General features: G+C 45.7%; 11 protein-coding genes. 8 read left to right on the top strand and 3 right to left on the bottom strand.

Annotation, left to right across the window (positions count from 1 at the left end):
* Positions 1 to 108: 108 nt before the first annotated feature.
* Genes phnC through phnE (AB4329_RS09695) form a run of 3 tightly spaced genes read left to right on the top strand, consistent with a single transcriptional unit; the run spans position 109 to position 2,619 of the window.
* Positions 109 to 927: a phosphonate ABC transporter ATP-binding protein gene (gene phnC, locus AB4329_RS09705; protein WP_372138167.1), complete on the top strand. Its 819-nt coding sequence runs from the start codon at positions 109 to 111 to the stop codon at positions 925 to 927.
* A complete protein-coding gene (gene phnE, locus AB4329_RS09700) occupies positions 924 to 1,778 on the top strand; it encodes a phosphonate ABC transporter, permease protein PhnE (RefSeq protein WP_240698126.1) in 855 nt (284 codons plus the stop codon). Before phnC ends, phnE (AB4329_RS09700) begins: the two co-directional genes overlap by 4 nt.
* A gap of 10 nt (positions 1,779 to 1,788) precedes the next feature.
* Positions 1,789 to 2,619 (top strand): phosphonate ABC transporter, permease protein PhnE, encoded by an 831-nt coding sequence (phnE, locus tag AB4329_RS09695; protein WP_372138165.1) that lies wholly within the window; start codon positions 1,789 to 1,791, stop codon positions 2,617 to 2,619.
* Positions 2,620 to 2,898: 279 nt separating this feature from the next.
* On the opposite strand, the gene AB4329_RS09690 is transcribed toward phnE (AB4329_RS09695), so the two are convergent.
* A complete protein-coding gene (locus AB4329_RS09690) occupies positions 2,899 to 5,052 on the bottom strand; it encodes a heparinase II/III family protein (protein WP_372138164.1) in 2,154 nt (717 codons plus the stop codon).
* Between the two features lie 2 nt (positions 5,053 to 5,054).
* Positions 5,055 to 7,253 carry a heparinase II/III family protein gene (locus AB4329_RS09685; RefSeq protein ID WP_017069899.1) on the bottom strand — a complete coding sequence of 733 codons (2,199 nt, stop codon included), beginning with the start codon at positions 7,251 to 7,253 and terminating at the stop codon, positions 5,055 to 5,057.
* Positions 7,254 to 7,586: 333 nt separating this feature from the next.
* On the opposite strand from AB4329_RS09685, the gene AB4329_RS09680 reads away from it, so the two are divergent.
* The 5 genes from AB4329_RS09680 (at position 7,587) to AB4329_RS09660 (ending at position 13,226) form a co-directional block, all read left to right on the top strand.
* Positions 7,587 to 7,922: a cupin domain-containing protein gene (locus tag AB4329_RS09680; protein WP_009846518.1), complete on the top strand. Its 336-nt coding sequence runs from the start codon at positions 7,587 to 7,589 to the stop codon at positions 7,920 to 7,922.
* Positions 7,923 to 7,956: 34 nt separating this feature from the next.
* A complete protein-coding gene (locus tag AB4329_RS09675; protein ID WP_052878562.1) occupies positions 7,957 to 8,889 on the top strand; it encodes a sugar kinase in 933 nt (310 codons plus the stop codon).
* A gap of 73 nt (positions 8,890 to 8,962) precedes the next feature.
* Positions 8,963 to 9,589 (top strand): bifunctional 4-hydroxy-2-oxoglutarate aldolase/2-dehydro-3-deoxy-phosphogluconate aldolase, encoded by a 627-nt coding sequence (locus tag AB4329_RS09670; RefSeq protein ID WP_017061486.1) that lies wholly within the window; start codon positions 8,963 to 8,965, stop codon positions 9,587 to 9,589.
* A gap of 850 nt (positions 9,590 to 10,439) precedes the next feature.
* Positions 10,440 to 12,206 carry a sodium:solute symporter family protein gene (locus tag AB4329_RS09665; RefSeq protein WP_136979158.1) on the top strand — a complete coding sequence of 589 codons (1,767 nt, stop codon included), beginning with the start codon at positions 10,440 to 10,442 and terminating at the stop codon, positions 12,204 to 12,206.
* A gap of 255 nt (positions 12,207 to 12,461) precedes the next feature.
* Positions 12,462 to 13,226 carry a transporter substrate-binding domain-containing protein gene (locus tag AB4329_RS09660; protein ID WP_017067326.1) on the top strand — a complete coding sequence of 255 codons (765 nt, stop codon included), beginning with the start codon at positions 12,462 to 12,464 and terminating at the stop codon, positions 13,224 to 13,226.
* 75 nt (positions 13,227 to 13,301) lie between these two features.
* Here the strand turns inward: AB4329_RS09660 and AB4329_RS09655 are convergent.
* A partial coding sequence (locus tag AB4329_RS09655; protein ID WP_372138161.1) for a cadherin-like domain-containing protein occupies positions 13,302 to 26,912 on the bottom strand: 13,611 nt, incomplete at its 5' end.

Raw genomic sequence — 26,912 nt, 5'->3', positions numbered from 1 at the left:
AAAACTAACTGCAGGTGTAATCGCCTGCAGTTATTCACCACTCTTTCCGGTTTACTTTCCATGCCTGTCTCAGGCGAACTCTTAGTACACCGCTCTTATAGGAATTCTATGTCTACTCTTACCCTTAAAGGGCTTACCAAGCACTACTCCAGTTCTGATAAAGCCCTTACCAACGTTAGCTTGTCGGTCAATGCCGGTGAAGTGGTTGGTTTAATTGGTCCATCTGGTGCGGGTAAATCAACGCTTATCCGTTGTATTAATCGGCTCACCGAACCCACCAGCGGCGAAGTGATCTTTTCCAATACCAATCTAGAAACGCTGTCTAAGCGACAACTGAGACAATCACGCCGTGAAATCGGGATGATTTTCCAAGAGTACGCGCTGATTGAGCGTTTGACGGTGATGGAAAACGTACTTTCAGGACGTTTGGGTTACGTGAATTTCTGGCAAAGCTTTACTCGCCGTTTCCCTGAATCGGATATCCAAGCCGCTTATGCGCTACTCGACCGTGTTGGATTGTTAGAACACGCCAATAAAAGGGCCGATGCTCTGTCGAGTGGTCAGCGTCAACGTGTTGGTATTGCACGTGCACTTGCTCAGAAACCGAAATTACTGTTGATTGATGAACCAACGGCCGCACTTGATCCACGTACAGCGCGCCAAATCATGCGACTGATCAGTGAGATTTGTTCAGAGCAACAGCTCCCTGCCATCATCAATATTCACGATGTTCAATTAGCAAAGCAGTTTGTTGACCGTGTTGTCGGCTTAAATGCAGGTTGTGTCGTATTTGATGACAAACCAAACCTGCTCACTGAATATGTTTTAACGCAAATCTACGGTGAAGAAGACTGGAGTCAACAAGCAGAAGAAGAGGCCGATGACCTCATCATCACAAGTCCTCGCCTGTCTGAGGCAACAATATGACTCAACCATATCCAAATCAAGTTCAGCAGCATTTAAAGTCAGGAAAACAGAATTCCAAACAATACCCGACACAGTGGACAAAGCCGCCACTGATTTCTAGCCCATGGTTACGCTGGAGCTTAATCATCATTGTCGCGGTTTACTTGTACCTTGCGACTCAATCGGTACACGTCAACTGGACTCGAATTTACGAAGGCAGCGAACGCGGCTGGCAGTTCATTTTGGCTTTCATGAACCCAGATTTTGGTGGCCGATGGAACAACATCTCACAAGGTTTGATTGAGAGTTTAACCATGACCCTGACATCAACCGTGGCGGGTGTCCTTCTTTCAATCCCATTCGGATTAGGCGCAGCCAAAAACCTTGCCCCTACTCCCGTTTATCTATTCTGCCGTGCGTTTATTTCGATCGCTCGTAGCTTACAAGAGATCATCGTTGCGATTCTGTGTGTGGCTCTGTTTGGCTTTGGTACGTTTGCGGGTTTTGTCACGCTGACCTTCGCAACCATCGGCTTTCTCGCGAAATTGTTTGCCGATGAAATTGAAGCCATCGACCCAGCACCACTCACCGCAATGCGCGCAACTGGCGCAAGTTGGTTACAACAAGTGAACTATGCGATTCAAGCGCAGGTAATGCCACGCTTTATCGGGCTTTCGATGTACCGACTCGACATCAACTTCCGAGAGTCAGCGGTAATTGGCATTGTTGGCGCAGGGGGTATCGGTGCTACATTGAACACCGCAATGGACCGTTACGAATACAGCGCAGCGGCCGCTATTCTATTGATTATTATTGTGATTGTGATGTTGTGTGAATACCTATCAACCATCATCCGTAAGCATGTGCAGTAAGGAACGACCAATGAGCACGTTAAATGAAACACCGACAAGCGCCATCAATCGTACCCAATGGCAGCGTTACGACAGTAAACAGAGCCTCATGCTTTGGCTAGGCTGGCTTTGCTTTGTTGCTTTGACAGTATTCGCATGGCAAGTCATGAACAAGGATACGATTTGGTACTTTGTGACTGACTCACCCAACCAATTTACTGATATCTCTTCACGTATGTGGCCACCAAGATGGAGCTACTTAGAGTCTCTTTGGAGTCCGTTGTGGGACACCATTAACATCGCGACACTTGGCACACTGTTGGGGATAGTACTAGCGTTTCCAGTCGCGTTCTTAGCTGCACGTAATACAACGCCAAGCATGACGTTTATCAGACCTATCGCGCTGTTCATCATCGCGGCAAGTCGTTCAATTAACTCGTTAATTTGGGCATTGTTATTGGTAGCAATCATCGGCCCAGGCTTGTTGGCCGGTATCATTGCGATAGCGCTACGTTCAATTGGTTTTGTGGCGAAGTTAATGTATGAAGCGATTGAAGAAGTGAATGCAACACAGATGTCTGCAATCCAATCGACTGGAGCTTCTCCGCTGCAGGTATTGAACTACGGTATTCTTCCGCAAGTGATGCCAAGTTTCATCGGCACGAGCTTGTTCCGTTGGGATATCAATATTCGTGAGTCTACAGTTTTAGGCTTGGTCGGCGCTGGCGGTATCGGCTTAAAACTGCAAGAGTCGATGGCGATGCTGGCATGGCCTCAAGTGACGGTGATTTTCTGTGCGATTCTAGTGACGGTCATCTTCTCCGAATGGCTGGCTGCGAAAGCAAGAAAAGCCCTTATCTAAATACTAAAAACAACGTCAAATAGACGGTTAGCTAAGATCAAAGCCTACTCACTGAGTAGGCTTTTTGTTTGTTGAAACGTTCTATTCTGTTTCTTACACACATAAAAAAACCGAGCAACTCGCAATGAGTTACTCGGTTTGACTTATTCCCGATGTATTCAGTCGTTGTTGGTATCAACGAACGATTTTGCAATCACGACTGAATTCAATGTGACGCTTCGTTCCCGCAAAGCACCACATCAGTACACACCATCGTTAAATGGTATGTGTGTTGATCATTTACAGTTGAGCAAATGATCCTTCCCACGAGTATGTCTCACCCGCGAACTCAACAGCGTGAGTTGCTTGCTGCGTGTCTTCAGCTTGGTTTGAAATACCGTAGTGGTAAGTGTTACCAGAAGTAGTCTGAATGCGAACAACAGTCCCGACACTGTTATGGCCCACAACAGATACTGATTTAACCAGACCACGAGCGCCTACAGAAGCTTCGATAGACTCGTTAAAGTAACCATGCGTTTCTAGTACAGAAGCAAACACGTGGTTTTGACCAGACTGACGTAAGATGAACGCAGGCTCACTCTTAAGGTTGAAGTCTGGATCGTTAGCACCAGTGCGAGCAAAAATCACTTCGCTGCCCGCATTCGCGCTGGTTACTAGGCTGTAGTAGCTGCTGTCATGTAGCCAGCTTACTAGAGAACCTTCTTCGTTTACTTTACCTGAAGCAACGTTCCATAGATGTTGGTAACCGTTATCTTCACCTAGCGGCTTAAGCGTTTTTTCCATGTTGTAATCAAAGTCAGTACGGATGATCTGGCCAGAGTGGTGAACTGGTAAGTCGTACTGGTGCTCAGCGTCAGCTTCGATGCGGTACACATCAATCACTAGCGGTTTTTCGAACTCAGGAAGTTCAGCAAGAATCACGCTGCGTTGCATGTCTACGCCAGTGTAGTACTCAGAAATGGTGCCGCTCATGCCTTGTAGAGACTGGTCGTCTGCTACGAAGAAGTGCTTCTGACCAAACTTAGACTCAGCCAGTGCTGTGTTGAAGTTGTTCTGCGTTTTCTGATCAACCGTTACTGTGTTGTGAGCAACCGTCTGCTTACAGTAAGACTTGTTCTCTGGGATGTAACGACCGCCAAACTTAGGCTCCACGTTTACCCAACGACCGAAGCCGTAATCGTGCAGTACTTCGTGGCCACGGTTGAATACGCTTAGGTGTAAGCCATCGTAGTGACCGTGGTCTAGCGCAGAGTGATACTGGTGATCAGAGCCGTGCTGACCAAACCAGATCAACGCCATTGTGTCGTCGTCTTGCTCATCACGGTGACGAAGGATGCTTACGCCACCTTTTTCGCCTTCAGGGCCGTCCGTTACAAACAGGCTACCCCAGTTAAATGCTTTGATGTCGGCTGCTGCATCAACCGCGTCAGACAGTGTTTTACCCGAAGCATGAACCCAAACGTTTTGTTGGTGATCAGCCATGCCAAGCAGAGTTTCAGTCTGCTCGTAACGGTGGTAACACACAGACGTTGCCATGATAACGCCTTCATCGTTGATAGAGATTGTCTTCGATGAATCGTTCAGAGCTGGCAATGTACCGTCTGGGAATGCTGTTTTGAATACAGAGTACGACGTTGTCTTGATCACTGAGTCGTTGAATTCATAGATACCAACTTCAGGCTGACGACGTTCAATTGCTTCTGCGAACAGGTAGATTGGACGTAGCGAGAAACGGTGGTAGTAAGGACCTTCCATGTAGTAGCCGTCTGGCGAAAACAGTTGGTCAAGTTGTGCTAAGAAACCGCCGCTTACTTTGTCTAATTTCAGGCCGTAAAGTGCTTTATCTACAGACTCTTGATCGTTGATCGCATAACCACAGATACCTACCGCTGCCACAGCCCATAAGCCGTGGTTGTGTACGATATCGAAGTCGTGTGCGTAAGTCACAACGAACATTTCGATCATTTGCTTAAGAAGATCGTCTTCGATCAGACGCTTTTGCTCTTCAGAAATGGTGTGGTAAATACAGCTGTACGCACAAGAAGCGTAAAGCATCCACATGTTCTCGTTCAACGTTTGGTGGAACAGCTTACCCGGAGGGTTAGAGTCACGGCTTACGTTGCTTTCAAGTGTTGGGTACACCGTCGCGTACGCTGTTAGCATATCAACGATGTAATCACGGTACTTTGTTTCCTCAGTGATAAGGAACAAACGGCCCGCTAGATCCATATGGATGTAGTTTTGCTTGTGACGGTTGTGCTCGTAACCGCCGCCTTCACCGTGACCAGGTACTTCAATGCCAACTTCCGCCATGTAAGCGTCAGTTTGTTTAATGTCGCGAGTCAGTGCGTTACCTAAAAGGCTATCCTTGCCAAGTTCTTTACGAAGCTCTGCTGCTTCATCAAAGTTAAGTAAAAGTGGTTGATAGCTCATTATTATTTCCCCTGCTCTGCTCTGCTTGCTAATTCTGGGTTTAAAGTTGTTTCTACTGAGTAGAAGCCTGTCCAGCTGTATACTTTGCCGTTCAGCTCTACTTTGTGTTCAGTGCTGTCAGTCGCACCAAGTTGGTTGCTGATCATCACTGTCACGTTTGATTTCTCTGTGGTGATCTCAACTACCGAACCGATATTGGTGTGAGCCACTACTTTGATGTCTTTCACAACACCACGTGCATTAACTGATTGCTCGAATTCTTCGTTGAAGTAACCGTGCGTTTCAACAACAGAAGCAAACAGTGTTGTTTCACCTTTGCTGCGTAGAATGAACGCAGGCTCAGAACGTAAGTTGAAGCTTGGATCGTTAGCGCCAGTGCGAGTAAAGATAACTTCAGCATTGTCGTTAGACGTTGCACCTAGCCACGTGTAGTAGGTGTTGTTCTGTAGCCAGCTTACCAGTGCTGTGCCCTTCACTTCACCGCTTGCCACGTTCCATAGGTGTTGGTAACCGAAGTCTTCACCTAGCGTGTTCAGCTCTTTGTTTGCTTGGTATTCAAAGCTAGTGCGAACAATCTGACCTTGATATTGGTGTGAGTAGTCGTACTGATGCTCACCTTCACCGCCTTTCTCAGAATCTAAACGGTAAAGATCTAATAGTAGCGGAGATTCTAATTCTTCAAGGTTTAGCATGAACACGCTGCGTTGCATGTCAAAACCTTCGTAATGATCGTTAGCAAATGCGCTCATGCCATTGATTTGCTCGTCTTCTACTTTGAAGAAGTGTGGCAAGCCGTGTACTGCATCTGCACGTTCAACGTCAAAGTTGTTCTGACATTTTTCATCAATCGTTACTGCGTTATGTGCAATTGTTTGACGAGCGTAAGATTTGTTTTCGTCTAGGTAACGGCCGCCGAATTTAGGCTCAACGTTCACCCAACGACAGAAACCGTATTCACGCAGTACTTCTTGACCACGGTTGAAGAAAGAAATACCCAGCGTATCAAAGTTACCGTGACCCATGCCGTGTTGGCCGTAGTTCATAACAAGTTGAGAAACGTCGCCTTTCTTATCCTGCATACGGATAAAGCCTTGCGCGCCGTTGTGACCTTGAGGGCCTTCGTTCAATTCAACACTTGGCCAGAAAGGCATGCCGATTTCTTTCTCAGCAGACGCTGCTTCGTAGGCTTTAGATAGCTCAAGACCACATGGATGCATCCAAACTGCGTCTTGAATCTTCGCCATACCAAGAATGTTTTGGTCTACGCCGTTTTCAGAAGAGTAATGCTTGCTGTAAACACTTACTGCAACCTGAACACCCATGTCTGTAATACCCATAGTACGAGAAGCATCATTCAGAGCCGGGAACTCACCGTTCGGGTAAGCCGTCGCCAGCATCGCTTGTACTGTGTTACCAATCACGCCGCCTTTGTAGTTGTAGATATCCACTTCAGGCATATGACGGTGAATCACTTCAGCGAACACACACGTTGGACGAATCGCATAACGGTGGTAGTAAGGACCTTCCATGTAGTAGCCAGACGGTGCAAACAGCTGAGAAACTTGCGCTAGGAAGCCGCCAGTGTCGTTACGGTCAATGCCGTACACCGACATTTCAAGGTACTCACGCTTGCCAAGAGCAAGACCACAAATACCGACAGCGGCTACAGCCCAAATACCGTGGTTGTGAATTCGGTCGAAGTCGTGTGCGTATTTAACTGTGAACATTTCTAGCATTGGTTCGAAAATACGAGACTCAATATTGTCGCGTTGTTCTTGTGTCAGGGTTGAAGCAACACAAGAGTAAGCTAAGCTTGAGAACATTAACCAGCAGTGTTCGTTCAGGATTTGGTGGAACAAACGACCTGTAGGGTTAGTGTTTTTCTGTACGTGGTAATCAAACGTTAGGTATTTGTCTGCGTACTCTTCTAGTAATTCTGTAACAAAGTCAGCGTACTTTTGCTCTTTAGTGATCAAGAACATGCGACCAGCTAGATTCATGTACGTGTAATTTTGCTTATGGCGGTTATGTTCGTAACCACCAGCCTCACCATGACCTGGGACATCAATAGGTAAACGCATGAATGCTTCTAGATCTTTCGCGTTCGCTGCAATGGTTTTGCCCATTAAGCTAGAACGGCCCACTTCAAGGTGAAGTTGCTCTATTTCAGCTTCAGTCAACAATACTGGTTTAGTCGTCATATTCTTTGTCACCCTCAATAAAGAGTTTATCTGCTTAAACTTTGATTAAATTTTCAAACTCCATATAAAGTAATACAATATTAGCTTTAATTATACATATTCGTCGCCAAATGATGAGTAGAGTCACACTATTAGTCATAAGTCATTGATGTAGCTGACTAATGGTAAATATCAGCCATTTATTAAGTTGTTGATTTATTTACGCTATATGAAGTATCGCTTGATCAATATCACACAAATTTAGATATATTGTATTACAATTGAGCTCATTCCCTTATGATGGATGCAAGTTAAGTAACACTTAAAAGATTTAAACAGATTAGGAGATACACAATGAACTCTTTCTTTATCCTAGATGAAAACCCATGGGAAGAACTTGGTGGCGGCATTAAGCGTAAAATCGTTGCTTACACTGACGATCTAATGGCAGTACACCTATGTTTTGATAAGGGCGCGATTGGCCACCCTCATACTCACGAAATCCATGACCAAATCGGTTACGTAGTTCGTGGCAGCTTTGAAGCTGAGATTGAAGGCGAAAAGAAAGTCCTTAAAGAAGGTGATGCTTACTTCGCTCGTAAACACATGATGCACGGTGCCGTTGCACTAGAGCAAGACAGCATCCTTCTTGATATCTTCAACCCTGCGCGTGAAGATTTCCTAAAATAATAACTAGCGCAACCTCAGTTGCTAAGGTAAGCATATGAAATCATTAAACATCGCGGTCATTGGCGAGTGCATGGTTGAGCTACAAAAGAAACAAGACGGGCTTAAGCAAAGTTTCGGTGGCGATACACTAAATACTGCACTTTACTTGTCTCGCTTAACAAAAGAGCAAGATATCAACACGAGCTACGTAACAGCACTAGGCACTGACCCATTCAGTACCGACATGTTAGAAAAGTGGCAAGCGGAAGGTATCGACACTAGCTTAATTGCTCAGCTTGATCACAAACAACCAGGGCTTTACTACATCGAGACCGATGAAACTGGTGAACGCAGTTTCCACTACTGGCGTAATGATGCTGCAGCAAAATTCATGTTTGACCAGGAAGACACACCTGCTCTACTTGATAAGTTATTCTCTTTTGATGCGGTTTACCTAAGTGGTATTACGCTTGCTATCTTGACAGAGAATGGACGCACGCAGCTATTCAACTTCTTAGACAAATTTAAAGCGCAAGGCGGCCAAGTATTCTTCGACAATAACTTCCGTCCAAAACTTTGGGAAAGTCAACAAGAAGCGATTTCTTGGTACTTGAAGATGCTTAAGTACACTGACACGGCTCTACTGACGTTCGATGACGAGCAAGAGTTGTACGGCGACGAAAGCATTGAACAGTGTATTGCACGTACGTCTGAATCTGGTGTGAAAGAGATCATCATTAAACGTGGTGCTAAAGACTGCCTAGTAGTTGAAAGCCAAAGCGCTCAGTACGTTGCTCCAAACCCAGTAGACAACATTGTTGATACTACAGCGGCTGGCGACTCGTTCAGCGCGGGCTTCCTAGCTAAGCGCTTAAGCGGTGGCAATGCACGTGATGCAGCGTTAGCAGGTCATACTGTGGCAGGGACTGTGATTCAGCATCCAGGTGCTATCATTCCTCTAGAAGCGACGCCTGATCTGTCTCTATAATTACGCACTTTAACTATTAATCAAGGGTTTGCTTAGTTGAAAGCAAGCCCACATTTAACGTGAGAAAGAATTCATGACTACATTAAATGAACAACTAGCAAACCTAAAAGTAATTCCTGTAATCGCTATCAACCGTGCTGAAGACGCTATCCCTCTAGGTAAAGCACTTGTTGAAAACGGCATGCCATGTGCAGAAATCACGCTTCGTACAGAATGTGCAATCGAAGCGATTCGCATCATGCGTAAAGAATTCCCAGACATGCTAATTGGTTCAGGTACTGTACTGACTAACGAGCAAGTTGATGCATCTATCGAAGCTGGCGTTGATTTCATCGTAAGCCCAGGTTTCAACCCGCGCACTGTTCAATACTGTATCGATAAGGGTGTTGCAATCGTACCGGGTGTTAACAACCCAAGCCTAGTTGAGCAAGCAATGGAAATGGGCCTTCGCACGTTGAAGTTCTTCCCTGCTGAGCCTTCTGGCGGCACTGGTATGCTTAAAGCACTAACAGCGGTTTACCCTGTTAAATTTATGCCTACTGGTGGCGTAAGCTTGAAGAATGTTGATGAATACCTATCGATCCCTTCTGTACTTGCGTGTGGCGGTACTTGGATGGTTCCAACTAACCTTATCGACGAAGGTAAGTGGGAAGAACTAGGCAAGCTGGTTCGTGACGCAGTTGATCACGTTAACGCTTAATCTGTTTTAGATTGAGTGATGAAGCCTCACCTCGGTGGGGCTTTTTGTTATCTGTCATTTATTGCGCTGACTAACCGTAAACACGCTCAATCAACGTTCTGTTTCCCCTATACCCTATCGCCTTTCTCCCTATGGGCTCGTAAAGATCCGTGACTAAGACAGGCAAGAACGAGTAATGTAAGGCTTTCAATCTACGTCAGTATGCATCTAGCGAAGCGTTACTGGTGCCCCCTATCGCCTATCCAGTTTCTTATCCAGCCCCTTACCCAGCAATGGTCCTTTTCGATACGTCGTCAAACATCTCTCATCGCATGCACTGATGGCCACAATAGACAAAGTGCGCCGCAAAATGTGTCCCGTCATCGAGTTTAACGCCCACTCAGTGACAAAAATTCCAAATACGCACCTCTATGATGAATAAATAGCATAGAAAGGCTTCATGGCCGCAGATAAACAGAAAATAGCGAAGTGAAAACAATGAGCTACACTTGAAATCTCAATACAAAAATTTTCAGTATAGGGTTCCAAATTAACGTGAATGTCGTCGCACAACACACCAATTTGTAGCACATTTGTTACGGTTATAATTAAAATCTTATAGATACGGCAAAGTAAGCGCTTTTGTTTATATTGTAATACATATAAACATTTAACCCTCAATTTATTTTAGATCTCAAACAAAATACACTCACATTTAAATTCAATTAAAACAAATGCTTATACAACCACGTGTTAGAGGCCGAAAAATCAATGCGACCTAGATCATACTAAAGACATATTGTAGTACAAATAAACCTTGGGACGCGTTAATCTAAGCCCAGTTAATTATGATATTTAAAAGGCTGAAAAGATGACTATTGATACTTTTGTTGTTCTCGCCTACTTCTTCTTTTTAATCGCGATTGGTTGGATGTTCCGTAAGTTCACCACCTCTACAAGTGATTACTTCAGAGGGGGCGGCAAAATGTTGTGGTGGATGGTTGGTGCAACTGCCTTCATGACACAATTTTCAGCATGGACGTTTACAGGTGCCGCAGGACGCGCATTCAATGACGGTTTCGTTATTGTAATCCTATTCTTAGCCAATGCTTTTGGCTACTTCATGAACTATATGTACTTCGCTCCAAAGTTCCGCCAACTTCGTGTGGTAACGGCGATCGAAGCTATTCGTCAGCGCTTTGGTAAAACGTCTGAACAGTTCTTCACATGGGCAGGTATGCCGGACAGCCTTATCTCTGCAGGTATCTGGCTAAACGGTCTAGCTATCTTTGTAGCAGCGGTATTCAACATCCCAATGGAAGCTACCATTGTGGTAACGGGTATGGTTCTAGTATTGATGGCAGTAACCGGCGGCTCTTGGGCGGTTGTTGCTTCTGACTTCATGCAAATGCTTGTAATCATGGCCGTGACAATCACTTGTGCGGTAGCAGCTTACTTCCACGGTGGCGGCTTAACTAACATCGTTGCTAACTTCGACGGTGACTTCATGTTAGGTAACAACCTAAACTACATGAGCGTCTTCATCCTTTGGGTTGTATTCATCTTCGTGAAGCAGTTCGGTGTAATGAACAACAGCATCAACGCTTACCGTTACCTATGTGCAAAAGACAGTGAAAACGCACGTAAAGCGGCAGGCCTAGCATGTATCCTTATGGTTGTTGGTCCACTAATTTGGTTCCTACCACCTTGGTACGTTAGTGCATTCATGCCTGAGTTCGCTGAGCAATACACATCAATGGGCGACAAAGCCGGTGATGCTGCTTACCTAGCATTCGTACAAAACGTAATGCCAGCAGGTATGGTTGGTCTTCTTATGTCAGCAATGTTCGCTGCAACGATGTCTTCTATGGATTCAGGTTTGAACCGTAACGCTGGTATCTTTGTAATGAACTTCTACAGCCCGATTCTTCGTAAAAATGCGACTCAGAAAGAGCTGGTTATTGTAAGTAAGATAACGACTATCATGATGGGTATTTTCATCATTGCGATTGGTCTATTCATTAACTCTCTGCGTCACTTAAGCTTGTTCGATATCGTAATGAACGTAGGTGCGTTGATTGGCTTCCCAATGCTTATCCCTGTCCTACTAGGTATGTGGATTCGTAAGACACCTGACTGGGCTGGTTGGTCTACTCTAGTGGTTGGTGGTTTCGTTTCTTACATCTTCGGTATCTCTCTGCAAGCAGAAGACATCGAGAACCTATTTGGTCTAGAAACAGCGCTTACAGGCCGTGAATGGAGCGACTTGAAAGTAGGTCTTAGCTTAGCTGCTCACGTAGTGTTCACAGGTGGTTACTTCATCATGACTTCTCGCTTCTACAAAGGCCTATCGCCAGAGCGTGAGAAAGAAGTTGACCAACTATTCACTAACTGGAACACGCCGCTTGTAGCGGAAGGTGAAGAGCAACAAAACCTAGATACTAAACAGCGTTCAATGCTTGGTAAGCTTATCAGCACAGCAGGTTTCGGTATCCTAGCAATGGCTCTGATTCCAAACGAACCAACAGGACGCTTGTTGTTCCTACTATGTGGTTCAATGGTACTAACCGTTGGTATCCTATTGGTTAACGCATCTAAAGCTCCGGCTAAGATGAACAACGAGTCAGTTGCTAAATAGCTAAATAGCTAAATAAGCAGCTAACAAGTTAAACCAAAATGAAGCCCATGTTATTCGATAACATGGGCTTTTTGTTTGTCTTCGGTTTATCAAAACGGAATATGAAACGCACCTCGATCAATGCTCACAAACCATAGAAATACCTATCTCCTGCCCTCGTTTCATCTTCTTTTCCAACCTTTCCAATGGTTTGATCTCTTTCTCTGATTGTTTCTGTTACTTTGAATGACAACACAAACACAACAGACAATTACAATGAAAAAAACATCACTATTACTTGCTTCCATTGCTCTGGCACTTTCTGGTGTCGCACACGCTGACCAGCTAGAAGACATTCAAAAATCAGGTACTCTGCGTGTGGGCACCACAGGTGACTACAAGCCTTTCTCTTACTTCGATGGTAAAAGCTACTCTGGCTACGATATCGACGTTGCACAGCACATCGCGGAACAATTAGGCGTTGAATTGAAGATTGTTCGTACCACATGGAAAGATCTACTGGCCGATCTAGACGACGATAAGTACGACATCGCAATGGGCGGCATTACACGTAAAATGCAGCGTCAGTTAAACGCGGAACAAACTCAAGGCTACATGACCTTTGGTAAGTGTTTCTTGGTTGCAAAAGGCACCGCAGAACAGTACGACAGCATTGAGAAAGTGAACCTCTCTTCTGTTCGTGTGGGCGTGAACATTGGCGGTACTAACGAGATCTTTGCCGACGCGAACTTGCAGAATGCAAGCTTCACACGCTACGAGAACAATCTCGACGTACCGAAAGCAGTAGCAGAAGGCAAAGTTGATGTGATGGTAACAGAAACGCCTGAAGGTCTATTCTATCAAGTAACTGATGAACGTCTTGAAGCGGCACGCTGCGAAACTCCATTCACCAACAGTCAGTTCGGCTATCTGATTCCTAAAGGTGAACAACGTTTGTTGAACACGGTGAACTTCATTATGGATGAGATGAAATTGAAAGGTGTTGAAGAAGAGTTCCTGATCCACAACTCCCTTAAGTAACTCTTTTCAATTTATACCGTAACAAAAAAGAGGCCAGCAATGCTGGCCTCTTTCGTTATGGTTCAATGGTTCGCTTTAACCGTGAGTTATCACATTCTGCTGTACCAATGCATCCAGAATGTCCGAAGGCATGGTGCTACTTAAGGTTAGCTGTGGCGCAAGGTCTTCAACCACAATCACCTGTTCCGTAGTACCTAAGCCATCCGGGTTGATCGTAAGCTCAATATCATCCCCGTCCACTTTCGCGTCTATCTGTTGTAGCAACGCGGTCATGTCTGGAGATGTATTTTTAAGCTCCGGCAACACTTCTCTCAAGTCAATACTGTCCCCTTCCGACAAATCAAAGTCGGTAATCGTATCTTCAACACCATCTTCGATGTTAAGCCATACGAACGAGTCCATACCATCACCACCAGTCAGAATGTCTGAGCCTCCGCCGCCAATCAGGGTGTCGTTACCGTCACCGCCAACAAGCGTATCGTCACCTGCGCCACCTTCAAGTCGATCATTCCCTGAACCACCCGTTAAGTCAGTCGCATTAGCACCAGCCAGTAACTGAACATCATCGGTTTCCGAAGCCAAGTTAATATCAACTGCGTTAGACACAATGTTCAAGTTAAGGTCAATCGATGCAGAGGTTGCTGTATCGTTGTTGTCAGTCTCTTCAGAAACCGCCTCGACTTTCAGTGTGTAGTTACCTGGAGTTTGAGAAAGCCCAACCGCTTGCAAGCTTTCAATTGCATCTGCCGTTGCTACCCAAACACCACCGCCAAGATCCGTCACAGAACCCGCAGCACTGGTGATTTGAGCGCCAGCAGGTACATCACTGATATGCAGCGTTAGCTCTTCTGTAATGTCCGTTAAGGCTGCGATAATCCCAACTAAAGGAATGCCACTCGCACTCACAGACTGACTCGCAGTAATGTTTCTCACGTAGTTAGTCGCACTATCGATAGACAGGGTTGGTGCATTCGCCACTGGCGTCACCGCGATGTTGTAAACCACAGGTGCTGTCTCTATCGCAATACCTGAAGGGTTGCCGCTGTCTTTGGCAACAACTTCTAATCCAATGCTATTGGTTGGAGACAGGCTCGCATCAAGGAAAACACCATTTGGACTGGTTGGCGTATCAATCAACGCATTCAGGTCACTCAATGTCCCCACTAAGATGACTGAACCCGTGTTGTTGCCGTTAACAACAACCGTCGTCACTGCTGGAAGTGATACATTCAATGTACCGTAATCCACCGTCAGCGTGACGGTCATCAGATCATCAGAAAATGTATCTACATAATCAGGGTCACTGACATTGATACCACTCAACAGTTGACCAGCATCCTCGTCAATAACCGTAGTGACACTGTCACCATTAACGACCGGTGTATCGTTCACTCCATCGACAATCGCGGTGATCTCCGCTGTATCCGTTAGGAAGTCATTAGCGCCGTTGGTTGTACCATCATCCTCTACGGTATAGGTAAACTTAACGTTGCCGTTGTATTCATCAGCTGCCGTAAATACCCAGTATGGGCCAGTGATCGTAGCATCATCAGCACCACCTACGTTCTCGAAGCGTTGTAGTTGACCTTGGCCTTCATCGAGCGCCAGATTAGTCACGGTAATCGTGTCGTTTTCCGGATCGCTCGTCGCAGCAATTAAATCGCCCTCTTTGATGATCAACTGACCTTCTTCAAGGATGGTGCCCAAGTCGATGTCCGTTGCCACTGGCTGATCATTCACTTCCGTTACTTCAAGACTAATTTCAGCACTGTCGGTTAGGAAGTCATCCGCGCCATTAGTTGTACCGTCATCAGTAATTGAGTAATTGAATTTAACGTCACCGTTAAAGTCGTTGTCCGCTACAAATAGCCAGAATGGTCCGGTAATCGCCGCGTCATCGGCGCCACCCGCATTTTCAAAGCGGGTTAGTTGGCCTTGTCCCTGAGTCAGAGTTACACCAGTTACTGTTAAGTTGTGGTTTTCTGGGTCAGAGCTTGCTGCAATTAAATCCCCTTCAACAATGACGATTTGACCATCTTCTGCAATCGAACCTAAATCAACGTCTGTCGCGACAGGCGCATCGTTCACTTCCGTCACCTTAATGGTGAACGTAGTTTGATTAGTTTGAGCCGTATTCGGATCACCCGCGTCAATCAAGCCGTTATTACCACCATCATCGAGCGTTGCATTGATCGTGACTAAACCACTCTGGTTGAGGTAGTTCTGGTCTGGGTCTGGTTTGAAAGTCACGGCTCCATTAGTCAATGCGGTATTGATGTCGGCTTCTTTACCGGTAATCACCAATGAGCCACCAGGTTGCAATACAAACGTCACGTCAGGTGAGCTCGTAAACTCAAACACACCTTGCGCTCCCGGAAGTGTTTGATCGACTTGCAACGTAAGAACATACGGAGCGTCTGGATTATCAAAGTTAGCATCAACGTCGTAGATACTAAAGTTGTCGATAGCAACACTAATGTCTTCCGATGTTTCAATATTCGTTACGTTCACAAAGATCGGTTGATCGTTAATAGGATCAATCACCAGATCAACATCGAAGCTGGTTGGCGTCCCCAAATATTCGGTGTTATCAGCGTCAGTATCCACAGAGCGAACGGTAATCTGCAGCGGGCCATTAATGCCTAATACATTACCCGTATCGCTATTGTGTTCACCTGAATTGAATACGATCTTATCGAGCGACTGTGCAGGAACATCAAGTGTCCAAAGCTGCGTAACTGGATCATAACTAGCCAAGGTTGTGCCGTCTGGATAATAGATAGAGGCATCTTGAGGAACGCCCGCAACTTCTACTCGAAGTGTCTCTGGTGCATTCTCGGTATAAGTGCCGTTGCCCGTTGCAGATAGCTCTTTATCCAAAATCGTCGCATTGATTTCGATATCAATGTTTTGACCTTCGTTACCTGTCACAGAATCTGTTGGATTAGTATCAACATCATCACCCACAGGTACCACATGCAGCTTAAAGCTTGGCAGATTTGATGCTGCAGTAGGCACACCCAACAAAGATTCTTGAGTAAATACGGCAACACCAAATTCAGCCGTACCACTGAAGTCCTTAGGCGGTAAAATCGAAATCTCACTCAAGTCGAACGATAACCCTGATGCTTGAGGTAGTTGAACACTCCACTCACCACCACCATTATTCTTCACCGTGTATGCCGAACCAGCATCTGCACGCATCTGGAAGCCATCAGGTACATCTGTAAACTTAATCGACACAAACTGTTCTGAGCCATCAAGGTCAGTCAGTGCAATCGATACAGGCCCTGTGCCCGACAAAGAAATCAGCTGGTCCTCAGTACCCGTAATCTCGATAACATCAGGATCGCTACCCGGGCCAGTGACAGACACGTCATCCACCACAGGAACGACTTCAAAACTGACATTGGTAGAGAAAGTATCGGTATCAGTCGCGCTGCCAGTTGGCGAAGCTGCATCATTGTATGTAGCAGTATCGGTAATCGTCCCGCTGACATTCACTTGCACTTGATTTACGTCATTATCTGTTGGGTAATTTAACGCCGGTCGGAATAGTACATTATCCAACGCGCCTGCATTAATCTCAACTTCATTAAAGGTCACCGATGTGCCAAGCGATACCCCTGCGCTGGTATAGAAAGCCCCAACACTCGTGTCATTTAACGTCAGTGTGATAGAGGTGAATTTTTCGTCACCACCTTCAACTCCGCTTACTTGGTCATCAATGGTCGAGCTGAAATCAAGTTGGATATAGGTATCTTCGTAGCCGACTGGATCTTGCCCTGCTTGACCGTCGGTATCGACAGGGTTAAACGAATCGTCAAGCGAACCAACGACAGTAACGTCAATATCTGGGTTACCTTCAACATCAGGAGCAACTTTAATGACTACTTCTGTCACTAGAGTTTTCTCATCCCCCGACAATACGTCTTTAGTTACTATCGTCAACGGCAACCTAAAGTCGCCGGAGTAGTCGGCTGGTAAGTTAAGCAGTAGTCCAGAGAGGTCGGTCGAGACCCCTTGATCGACGGTAGTCTGGAATACATATTTGCCATTAACAAAGTCTAGGTCGCTGCTTCCCGATAAACTAATTGGGAAGGTGACTTCGTTCACCGCTCCTGGATTAATGGTCACACTGTCATCAATAATGATGGTCACTTGATCAGTTGAGTCATCTTCGCCCGAGAAAGTAATTAAACCATTCAATGCCGTACCTAGATCTAACTGGGTGTCCTCAATCGCATCAACAACACTGTCTGGTGTTATATCAATATCGGCTGCAACCTTAGTACTCCCAGCCACCACTTGAGGGAATGACAGAGTGACTTCTCCGTCCCTACGAGCGGCCGTAGATGACTCAACCTCAGCACCATCACCTCGGTCTATTACCGTGCTAAAGATATCCATCTTGATGTCATTGAACCCTCCTGCCCCGCTGTTTCCTGAAGGAAGAACAAGGCCGTTCGGTGCACTGATGCTAAATATGTCTTCATTCGTTACAACCCAGCGCCCATTGCCTTCATAAGCAGCGCCAATAACGAGCAGTTGATTGAGTACAGCATCTGATAGCTCCGAACCGTCCACGTTTGTTAATTCAATAACTAACTGGTCAACTTCTTCGATAGCGGACGAAGCATCTGTTTCTTGATATCGAATGACGAACTCATCCGTAACCGATGTATTATCGCTGTTGGTTGTGAACTTAAGCACGCCAGTGTTTGCATCAGCAACTACGGTTGCTAGTGCTCCAGTACCCAGCACATCATCGACGATAAGCTTGTTGCTAGCGTCTTTCGGCTCAACGACTGGACGTACGATAACATCAATCGAGCCCGTGATTGTCGCGATAGCGATGCCCTGACCAGGATCAGTCGCATCAACATACTCATGATCTCGCTCTTCGATCATGACAACCGTATTAAGCGTAAAGTCGGTGCTCGAGTCTTGTTCAGGTGTGATCTGAATAAAATTATTGTTCAGTGCAATTTGAGTAAACTCTTCTGCCGTCTGTCCACTCTTCGGCGTAATGGTTAAAGTGCCTGCTGAAGCATCGTAAACCCAAGTTACATCGCCATTAACCACAACACTTTCAACATCTGTCGGAATGGCACTGATCACAATAGAAGTGAAATGCTCATCATCATCAATATAATCAGTACCCTCTGGGTGCCAATCAATACTGATCGCCGTATCTTCATCGCCATTAGTGACTGTGCTGTACGTCGCTGAGGTATCGATTCTAGGTTCGACCAACACTCGCACTTCTTGGTCAAACGTAAGCGTATGACCGTCATTCTCAGTCACGATCACTTTACCCTGAATGTGAATGTTCTCTGTTGAAGAATCGACAGGTCTGATGCGGATTCCTGAGGTTTTACCTGCGTCAGTGATGTTCGCTTCGTAGATAGGTTTAGAAAGATCGGGGCTACCACCCGGACCGGTTTCGTAACCGACAAAGTTAAGGTCAATAATGGTACCGTCACCGTCTTCCAGAATAACGCCATCAGGAATACCCGAGAGGATAACGGTTATGGATTCTGAACCATCGTCAGGTAATGGGGTTTGATCTACTGCTGCAGGATCAGGTCTTCTCTCTCCCGACAACACGGTGAAATCAAGCTCGGCGTAGCTGTCTCCATTCTGGCTCTCTTGGATCGTGGTTTGAACACCAGGTGTTGTGCCATCGGTGATTGCTGTCCAAGCCGTACCGTTTGTACCGCCATAAGGAATATCTGCAACACCTTTAACCTCGACGTTGACCGTCTTAGTACCCAGAATTTCTTCATCAACTTGTTGAGGGTTGGTTGACAGGTTTGCAGTATCTTTGACTACACCGGTAACATCAAAGGTGAAATCTACATTACTGTGTTTAGTTGGAACAACCTCAACATTAGCCAAATCGGAATATGCGATTTCTTGATAATTGGTACCATTAACGGTAGGAACTACCGTGGTTGTACCTACAAAGTAAAGCACTGCGCCTTCTGTGATATTACTGATACGGACAAACAGTTCTTCAGAGCCATCTGTGTCCACCGACCCTGTCATGGTAATGACTTCGTCTAACGTGAATGCGTCTTTGTTGTCCAAAGGGCCAATGTAATCAGGGTCATCGATATTGTCTTCGTTGATCTTGATACGACTCACACTGAATTTTCCTGGGTCGGCGTCAGCAGTGACATCAATAATGATGTTTTGCTCTACAGAACGAGCTTGAGTTTTATCATTTGCTCCGCCATTGGCGGTATCTTCATAAGGGTTCAGTGTTTCCTTTGTAACCGCTATTGCTTTGAATTCAATCTGACCAGAGAAGTTATCGATCGGGTTAACTACGGTGCTGTTAATGTCTTCTGCCGCTATTTCATATACACCATCCGTCGTCAGCGTAAGCACATTGCCATTTTGATCAAGTAACTCAAACTTCCCATCACCCTGAATCGCTTCAAGTTCATAGGTAATCGTCTCAGTATTACTGTTATCTTGCGACTCTGCGTTCAGCTGCAAAGTAACGTTGTCTTCATCTTCGTTCACTTGATAATGATAAGTGCTGTTGGAATCATCCCAAGTTGCTATATCAGCCACCGCTTCAATCTCGATTCTGAAGTTTGAGTTGATGGTGTGATCCGTATTGCCATTTTTCTCAATTTCTAGCTCATAACGAACGCGCCCACCAGTTTCATCCGAACTAGCGTGTTGGTCCGGAACAAAGAACAAGTTGTCTATCGTCGCAATAGTTTGTCTTGGCTCATTCGGATTTGGAGCAAAGCTTTGTTCGAGTTGAGGAGGACCAAATATAATGCTCCCATTTGACTCAGGCACTAATTCAATGTAGTCAGCACCATCAAAGTAATAAAAAGTACCTTGATGACTATCACCTCCGTTCGGGCTTTTAATCGTCAACTGGCCAATAGATTCAGCGTTATCTTGGTCATACAGACTAACTTGCAGCGCAACTTGAGCTGGCGCATTAGGCAAACTATTTTGGTTATCTTGAATATTCTCAAGAGCCGGCTCATCGCCTGTTGCATAAGGTATGGTTGAGTCTCTACCCGCATCCTCGAAGGTCGTCACTTTCAGAGCGATTCTTGTAGAGTCCCTATCAGTAATCGTTATATCTAACGGTGTTTCAGAGGTATCTAAATCGCCATCCGTCGCAATCACATTAATCGAAAAATCGATGGTGTCTAGGCCGTCATGATCGAGATAGCCGTTAGCTCTAAATTCAACCTCGCCATTTGAGTTGATACGCAAACGCCCTAGCTCACGGGTGTCCACGCCACCACTACCATCGTCGGTTTGTTCGTACACTCGTACTTGTTGACTACCGCTATTTAAATCGAAACTGCTGCTGTACGGCCCGCTGTTTCCTGTACGGAAAACAATATCTGCACCATTACTGGTAATGCCCTCAATTCGACTCAGTACCGCGCCATCCGCGCCGACATCCGTCGCATTAGCAAACATGTCAACTTTGGAATTACCATAGCCCTGGCCTTCAATTCGTGTGATCGATTGAGTTGTCACCAATGGAACATCATCAGTCACCGTGATTTTCAAATCGATCGCGTTTGATTGGTCTTGATCAAAATCTTCTGCAACAACAGAAAAGTTAAGGTCAATTGCGTTTTCATTCGCGCCATCAGGGTGCTTAAGTGGTTTAAACAATTCAAACTGATAGCTGTTATCCGAGGTATCGAAAATAATCTCAAACACAGCTTCATTACTCGTTGCTGTTTGAGCAACGTAAGTAAATGTTGTGCCGCTTTGTGAAACAGCAAGCCACTCTAAACTTTCTCCGTTGGAGGTTAAGCCAGTCAGAACCAAATCTTCATCAACCAGTTCATACTTCACAACACCATCCGCGCCTTCATCGACAGTGAACAGGCCATTAATAATGGTGTCTTCAGATTGATCGGAACCAATACCAGTAAGATCGTCTTCATCGACAACCGTTTCACCCGTCGGCGCACTCATTACTGGCGCATCGTCTAGCACCTCGATTGGCAATACATATTGGTTAGAATCATCGCCGTCACCATCAACCGCAACGACATCAAATGGAATCGTTAAGGTATTGGAATTCGGGCTTGTTGGATGGTTTAGAGGACCTAGCAACGTAAACGTATAAGAGCCGTCATTCGCTAGCGCGAGCGTGAAGATAGGAGTTCCACTTGTCGTCGTACCTTGATAGGTCGTTGTGTTGGCGGCACCTGTGACTTCTGTAATAGAAATCGCTTCAGTTCCAGAGGTCAATGTCGCTTCAAGCGCAGAGATATTACGCAGTTCGTAAACCTCTACTTGGTCTGCACCTTCTGTGGTAACAAATGCACCTGTTGCTTGAGAAATCGCAGAGCCGAGATCATCTTCATCAACCACAAATGTGCTGGTCGCTGTCGTATCGGTAATGACAGGCACATCATCGGTGATAGTAACGGTCAAAGGTTTCATCACAGAGTCGGTATTGTCTTGGTCGACCGCGATCACTGGCAGAGTGAATACTTGATCGTTGTTGCCTTGCACAGGCAGATGATCGAGCTCTTCCAACAAAGTGAAGGTGTATTCGCCTAGCACTACACTATTAAAAGTGATGGTAAAGATATCCGTTTGAACACCCCCACTCTCAACGAAACCAATATAGGTTCCGCTGTTGGCTGGATCTTCTTTAAGCTGAACCACTAGGCCATCCGATTTCAAATCACCAGACGTGTTGAACTGAGTGGTATCAATACGGAAATAGCTCACATCATCACTTCCCGCTGTGAAAGCAATGGTTTCAGTTTGGCTCACAGGTAAGCTCGGAGATGAACCATCCACGAGATTCGCTTCTTCCAATGCAACCGTTGGTACAGTATCAATTACCGGTGGAGCACCATCTGAAATCGTCAATGTCACGGTCGAAGTAACAATATCACCGTCTTTATCTTCTGATGTCACGGTAATCGTCTTAACGATATCACCACCAGAATGATTCAGGTTTCGATTAGGCTCAAAGCGCACATCACCTTCAAGCGTGATAAACAACGAACCTTCCGTAAATACAAACTCTTGCTCACCAGTGTTGGTTTGCACCAGAGACTCTTCAGGCTGACTACCATAAGTAAATTTGGTTATGGTGGCGCCATCAGCACTTTGCGCAGGCATCACATCAAATGTCGTTGTGGTAGGTGTGCCCGTGCTTGGTTCAGTGATGCTAAGCGCACCAGACTTCATTAACTGGACATCATCGGTGATGGTTACTGAAAGCGGTTTAGACGCTGAAATATCGCCATCGGTGTCTTGCGCGTAAACAGAAAGATCAAAACTCAGATCGTTGCTTCCTAAGCCATCAACGTGATCCAAACGCTCAAGCAGCGTAAAGGTATACTGGCTAGGATTAGTATCATCAAAATCTAGGGTGAATATGATTTTCTCACCACCCGAACCATCCGTCGTAAACGCAATGTAGTCGCCAGAACCCGCAGGCTCCTCACGTAAACTCAATTCAAGGCCATCAGACTTCAACACGCCGTTGGTATTGAACAGCCCAGCTTCAACGACTATTTTTCCAATGTCATCACTGCTCGCTAGCGAGGTGATAGTCTGAGTCACACTGACAGGCGTTCCGCTAGGTGTCGAACCATCCGCAAGTAAGCTTTCCGACAAGCTGACACTTGGCACAACGTTGATTGTTGGTCCATCGCCATCAACAATCGTAAGCGTGACTGTTGATGAAAAGGTATCTTTATCAAAGTCAGAAGACGTAAACACAATCGACTTAACAATGTCGCCCGCAGAATGATCTAGATTTCGGTTTGGTTCGAACCTTACATCACCGCTTAGCGTGACAAACAGTGAGCCTTCAGTGAAGGTAAACTCTTGCTCGCCATTGTTAGTTTGATCCAAGGTGATCGCTGAACCGCCACCAAAAGTAAACTGAGTAATGGTCGCCCCATCAGCACTTGGTGTAGGCATTACATCAACAGTAGCAGTGGTTGGTGTGCCAGTATTTGGCTCTGTGATGCTTAACGTGCCATCTTGCATCTGTTGAATGTCATCTTGTATCGTTACCATGACATCGCGTTTAACCGAATCATCACCATCGGTATCAACGGCGTAAACAGGCAGGTTGAAGTTGAGGCTGTTATTAAGATCACCATCAAGGTGATCTAACGCCTCAATCAAAGTGAAGGTGAACTGCCCTTTATTAACGCTATCAAAATCAATGGTGAATACATTAGTTACGTTACCGGCCCCGTCATCAGTAAACCCGATGTAGTCGCCAGGTGAAGCAGGATCTTCTTTTAACTGAACAACAAGACCATTTGATTTGAGTAGGTCGCCAGGATTGAACTCGTTGGTTGCAATTCTAAAGTGGCTTAAATCATCACTACCCACGGTATAAGTGATCGTTTGTGTCGAGCTAACCGCTGAACCACTCGGCATAGAGCCATCAGCAAGACCAACTTCCGATAGGTTAATATCTGGCACTACATCGATAACCGGATCAATTCCGTCTTTGATCGTCAACGTGACATCCGCGGTATCGGTATCGTTATCAAAATCACTGGTCGTCACGACTATCGTTCTCACGATATCGCCAGATGAATGGTCTAGATTTCTACTTGGTTCAAAGCGCACCTCACCTTCAATCGTGATGTACAGTAAGCCATCGGTTACGGTAAAAACTTGTTCTGTAGACACAGTTGGGTCTAACGTAACAGCCGTGCCACCATCGTAGATAAACTGAGTCACTTTCGCGCCATCAGCACTCTGTGTCGGCATAACGTCGATTGTTGGCGTGGTTGGCGTACCTGCTGCTATATCAGCAAGTGAAGGCTCAGTGATACTTAACGCCCCATCTTGAACGCCTTGTACATCATCGGTGATCACCACGGTCATTGGCGACATTGCAGAATCATCACCATCGGTATCAACCGCTAAAACAGGGACATCGAAACTTAGAGTATTGTTTTGTAATCCATCTGTATGGTCTAACGCTTCAAGCAGTGTGAACGTATATTGCCCTAGATTGGTTGTCGAGAAACTGATCGTGAAGACGTTGGTTTCGACGTTAGAACCGTCCTTGACGAAGCCAATGTAATTACCAGAATTCGCTGGCTGCTCTTTAATCTCAACCTCTAATCCATTCGACTTCAAAGCCCCCGAAGTATTGAACTGAGCAGGGTCAATTCTGAAATAACTAACATCGTCACTACCCTCTGAATAGGTAATAACTTGAGTCATCGCCACTGGATTGCCGGTTGGCGAAGAACCATCAGCGAGATCCACTTCTGAGAGCGTAATTCCAGGGACCAAATCGATCGTTGGAAGATCACCATCGGTAATCTTCAATGTCACGGTAGATGAGACGATATCACCATCAAGGTCAGTAGATGTAACAACAATCGTCTTAGTAATATCACCACTCGTGTGATCTTGATTTCGCACAGGCTCGAATCGTATCTCACCTTCTGTGGTAATAAATACAGAACCTTCAGTGAACACAAACTCTTGCTCGCCATTCACATTGAGATCAAGGCTTTCTGCACTGTTTCCATCAAACACAAATGAAGTGATTTTTGCTCCATCTGCGCTCTGATTTGGCATCACGTCCAGAGTATTCGATGTTTCGACGACTCCAGCAGGCTCACGACTGGTTATTGTGCCGCCTTGCATCAACTGCACATCATCACCAATAGTCACGCCAAGCTGAGAGACTAACGAATCGTCGCCGTCACTATCCACCGCATACACAGGCAGATCAAAACTCAGGTCGTTGTTGCCACGTGCATCTTGATGATCCAAGGCTTCGATTAAGGTAAAGGTGTATTCACCTAAGGTTGTCCCAGAAAAACTCAACGTAAATACTGTGGTTACCGCATTCGACGAGCTGGTTGTAAATCCGATGTAGTTGCCCGACCCTTGCGGATCTTCACGTAATTCAACAGCTAAACCATTCGATGTGAGTGCATCATTGGTATTGAACTCTGTTGGTTCAAGGCGGAAGCGGACCACATCATCACTTTGATTAGTGAAGGTGATGGTTTCGGTTTGACTTACCGCACTGCCACTTGGGGCTGAACCATCCGTCAGGTTCGTTTCAGATAAGCTAACCGTTGGAATAACATCAATGGTTGGTATATCACCATCGGTGATCGTTAACGTAACGGTTGACGTGACTGAGTCTTTGTCGAAATCGCTTGAGGTCACCACTATCGACTTAACAATATCGCCGGCCGTATGGTCAAGATCTCGATTAGGCTCAAAGCGAACTTCACCTTCGAGGGTAATGTACAGTTTGCCTTCTGCGAAGATAAACTGCTGTTCGCCTGCAATATTTTGATCGAGGGTGTTTACGACGCCATCATAAGTGAACTGAGTGATGGTCGCGCCGTCAGCACTTTGGTTTGGCATGACATCAAAAGTAGCCGTGGTCGGTGTACCAGCCGCTAAATCAGCGACGGTCGGCTCGGTAATATTGAGCGCACCACCTTGCATGATTTGAACATCATCATCAATCGTTACATTAAGCTGCGATACCAGTGAATCATCACCATCACTGTCTACCGCATAAACAGGCAGATCAAAGCTCAGATCATTGTTCGCTAGGCCAGCAACATGGTCTAGCGCTTCAAGTAGAGTGAAAGTGTATTCACCTAACGTGGCTGAAGAGAAGCTAATGGTAAACACGGGGACTTCAGCGCTCGAACCGTTGGTAATAAAGCCTATGTAAGTGCCCGGATTAGCAGAATCTTCTTTTATCTCGACCGCAAACCCATTCGATTTCAGTACACCACCGACATTAAACTCAGTTGGTTCAATGCGGAAACTCGTCACATCATCACTTTGGTTAGTGAAAGTAATCGTCTCGGTTTGACTTACTGCGCTACCGCTCGGGCTAGAGCCATCGCTAAGGTTAGTTTCAGATAGAGTAACGCTTGGCACGGCATCGATGGTTGGGATATCACCATCGGTAATCGTCAGCGTAACCGTTGCTGTCACGGGATCGTTATCGAAGTCACTTGAAGTCACCACAATCGACTTCACGATGTCTTCGCTCGTTGTGTGGTCTAAATTACGATTTGGCTCAAAACGCACTTCACCTTGAAGAGTAATGAATAACTCTCCTTCCGTGAAGCTGAACTTTTGCTCGCCATTGTCAGTTTGATCAAGTGTTCGAAGTTGACCATCATACGTAAATTGAGTGATCGTCGTGCCATCGGCACTTTGTTCTGGCATCACATCGATGGTATTGGTTGTCACTGTGCCGTCTGCAAGATTTGGCTCAGTGATATCTAACGTACCATCCTGCATGATTTGAACATCATCACCGATGGTTACATTTAACTGAGAAACCAAAGAATCATCGCCATCGCTGTCTACTGCATAAACAGGCAGGTCAAAGCTCAAACTGTTATTCACCAGACCATCTTCGTGGTCAAGCGCTTCAAGCAACGTAAATGTGTATTGACCTAGATTTGCACCAGAGAAGGTAACGGTAAAGACGTTGGCTTCAACATCCGACGCGTCTTTAACAAAACCGATGTAATCACCAGCACTGTTAGGATCTTCTTTTAGCTGAACCGCCAAGTTGTTTGACGTTAACGTACCTAGAGTATTGAACTCTGTTGGCTCGATACGGAACGACTCAACATCGTCACTCTCATGAGTAAACTGAATGACTTTGGTGTCGCTGACCGCAGA

It is taken from the genome of Vibrio sp. 10N.261.54.A5 (genome assembly GCF_041471145.1).
Taxonomy (GTDB): Bacteria; Pseudomonadota; Gammaproteobacteria; order Enterobacterales; family Vibrionaceae; genus Vibrio; species Vibrio crassostreae_C.
Note: the sequence above shows the minus strand (reverse complement) of the source record. Positions and strands in the feature narration are given on the sequence as shown.

Excerpts from the sequence above, each read along its gene's own strand:
- phnC (WP_372138167.1), top strand. The coding sequence starts at position 109 with ATGTCTACTCTTACCCTTAAAGGGCTTACCAAGCACTACTCCAGTTCT.
- phnE (WP_240698126.1), top strand. The coding sequence starts at position 924 with ATGACTCAACCATATCCAAATCAAGTTCAGCAGCATTTAAAGTCAGGA.
- phnE (WP_372138165.1), top strand. The coding sequence starts at position 1,789 with ATGAGCACGTTAAATGAAACACCGACAAGCGCCATCAATCGTACCCAA.
- AB4329_RS09690 (WP_372138164.1), bottom strand. The coding sequence starts at position 5,052 with ATGAGCTATCAACCACTTTTACTTAACTTTGATGAAGCAGCAGAGCTT.
- AB4329_RS09685 (WP_017069899.1), bottom strand. The coding sequence starts at position 7,253 with ATGACGACTAAACCAGTATTGTTGACTGAAGCTGAAATAGAGCAACTT.
- AB4329_RS09680 (WP_009846518.1), top strand. The coding sequence starts at position 7,587 with ATGAACTCTTTCTTTATCCTAGATGAAAACCCATGGGAAGAACTTGGT.
- AB4329_RS09675 (WP_052878562.1), top strand. The coding sequence starts at position 7,957 with ATGAAATCATTAAACATCGCGGTCATTGGCGAGTGCATGGTTGAGCTA.
- AB4329_RS09670 (WP_017061486.1), top strand. The coding sequence starts at position 8,963 with ATGACTACATTAAATGAACAACTAGCAAACCTAAAAGTAATTCCTGTA.
- AB4329_RS09665 (WP_136979158.1), top strand. The coding sequence starts at position 10,440 with ATGACTATTGATACTTTTGTTGTTCTCGCCTACTTCTTCTTTTTAATC.
- AB4329_RS09660 (WP_017067326.1), top strand. The coding sequence starts at position 12,462 with ATGAAAAAAACATCACTATTACTTGCTTCCATTGCTCTGGCACTTTCT.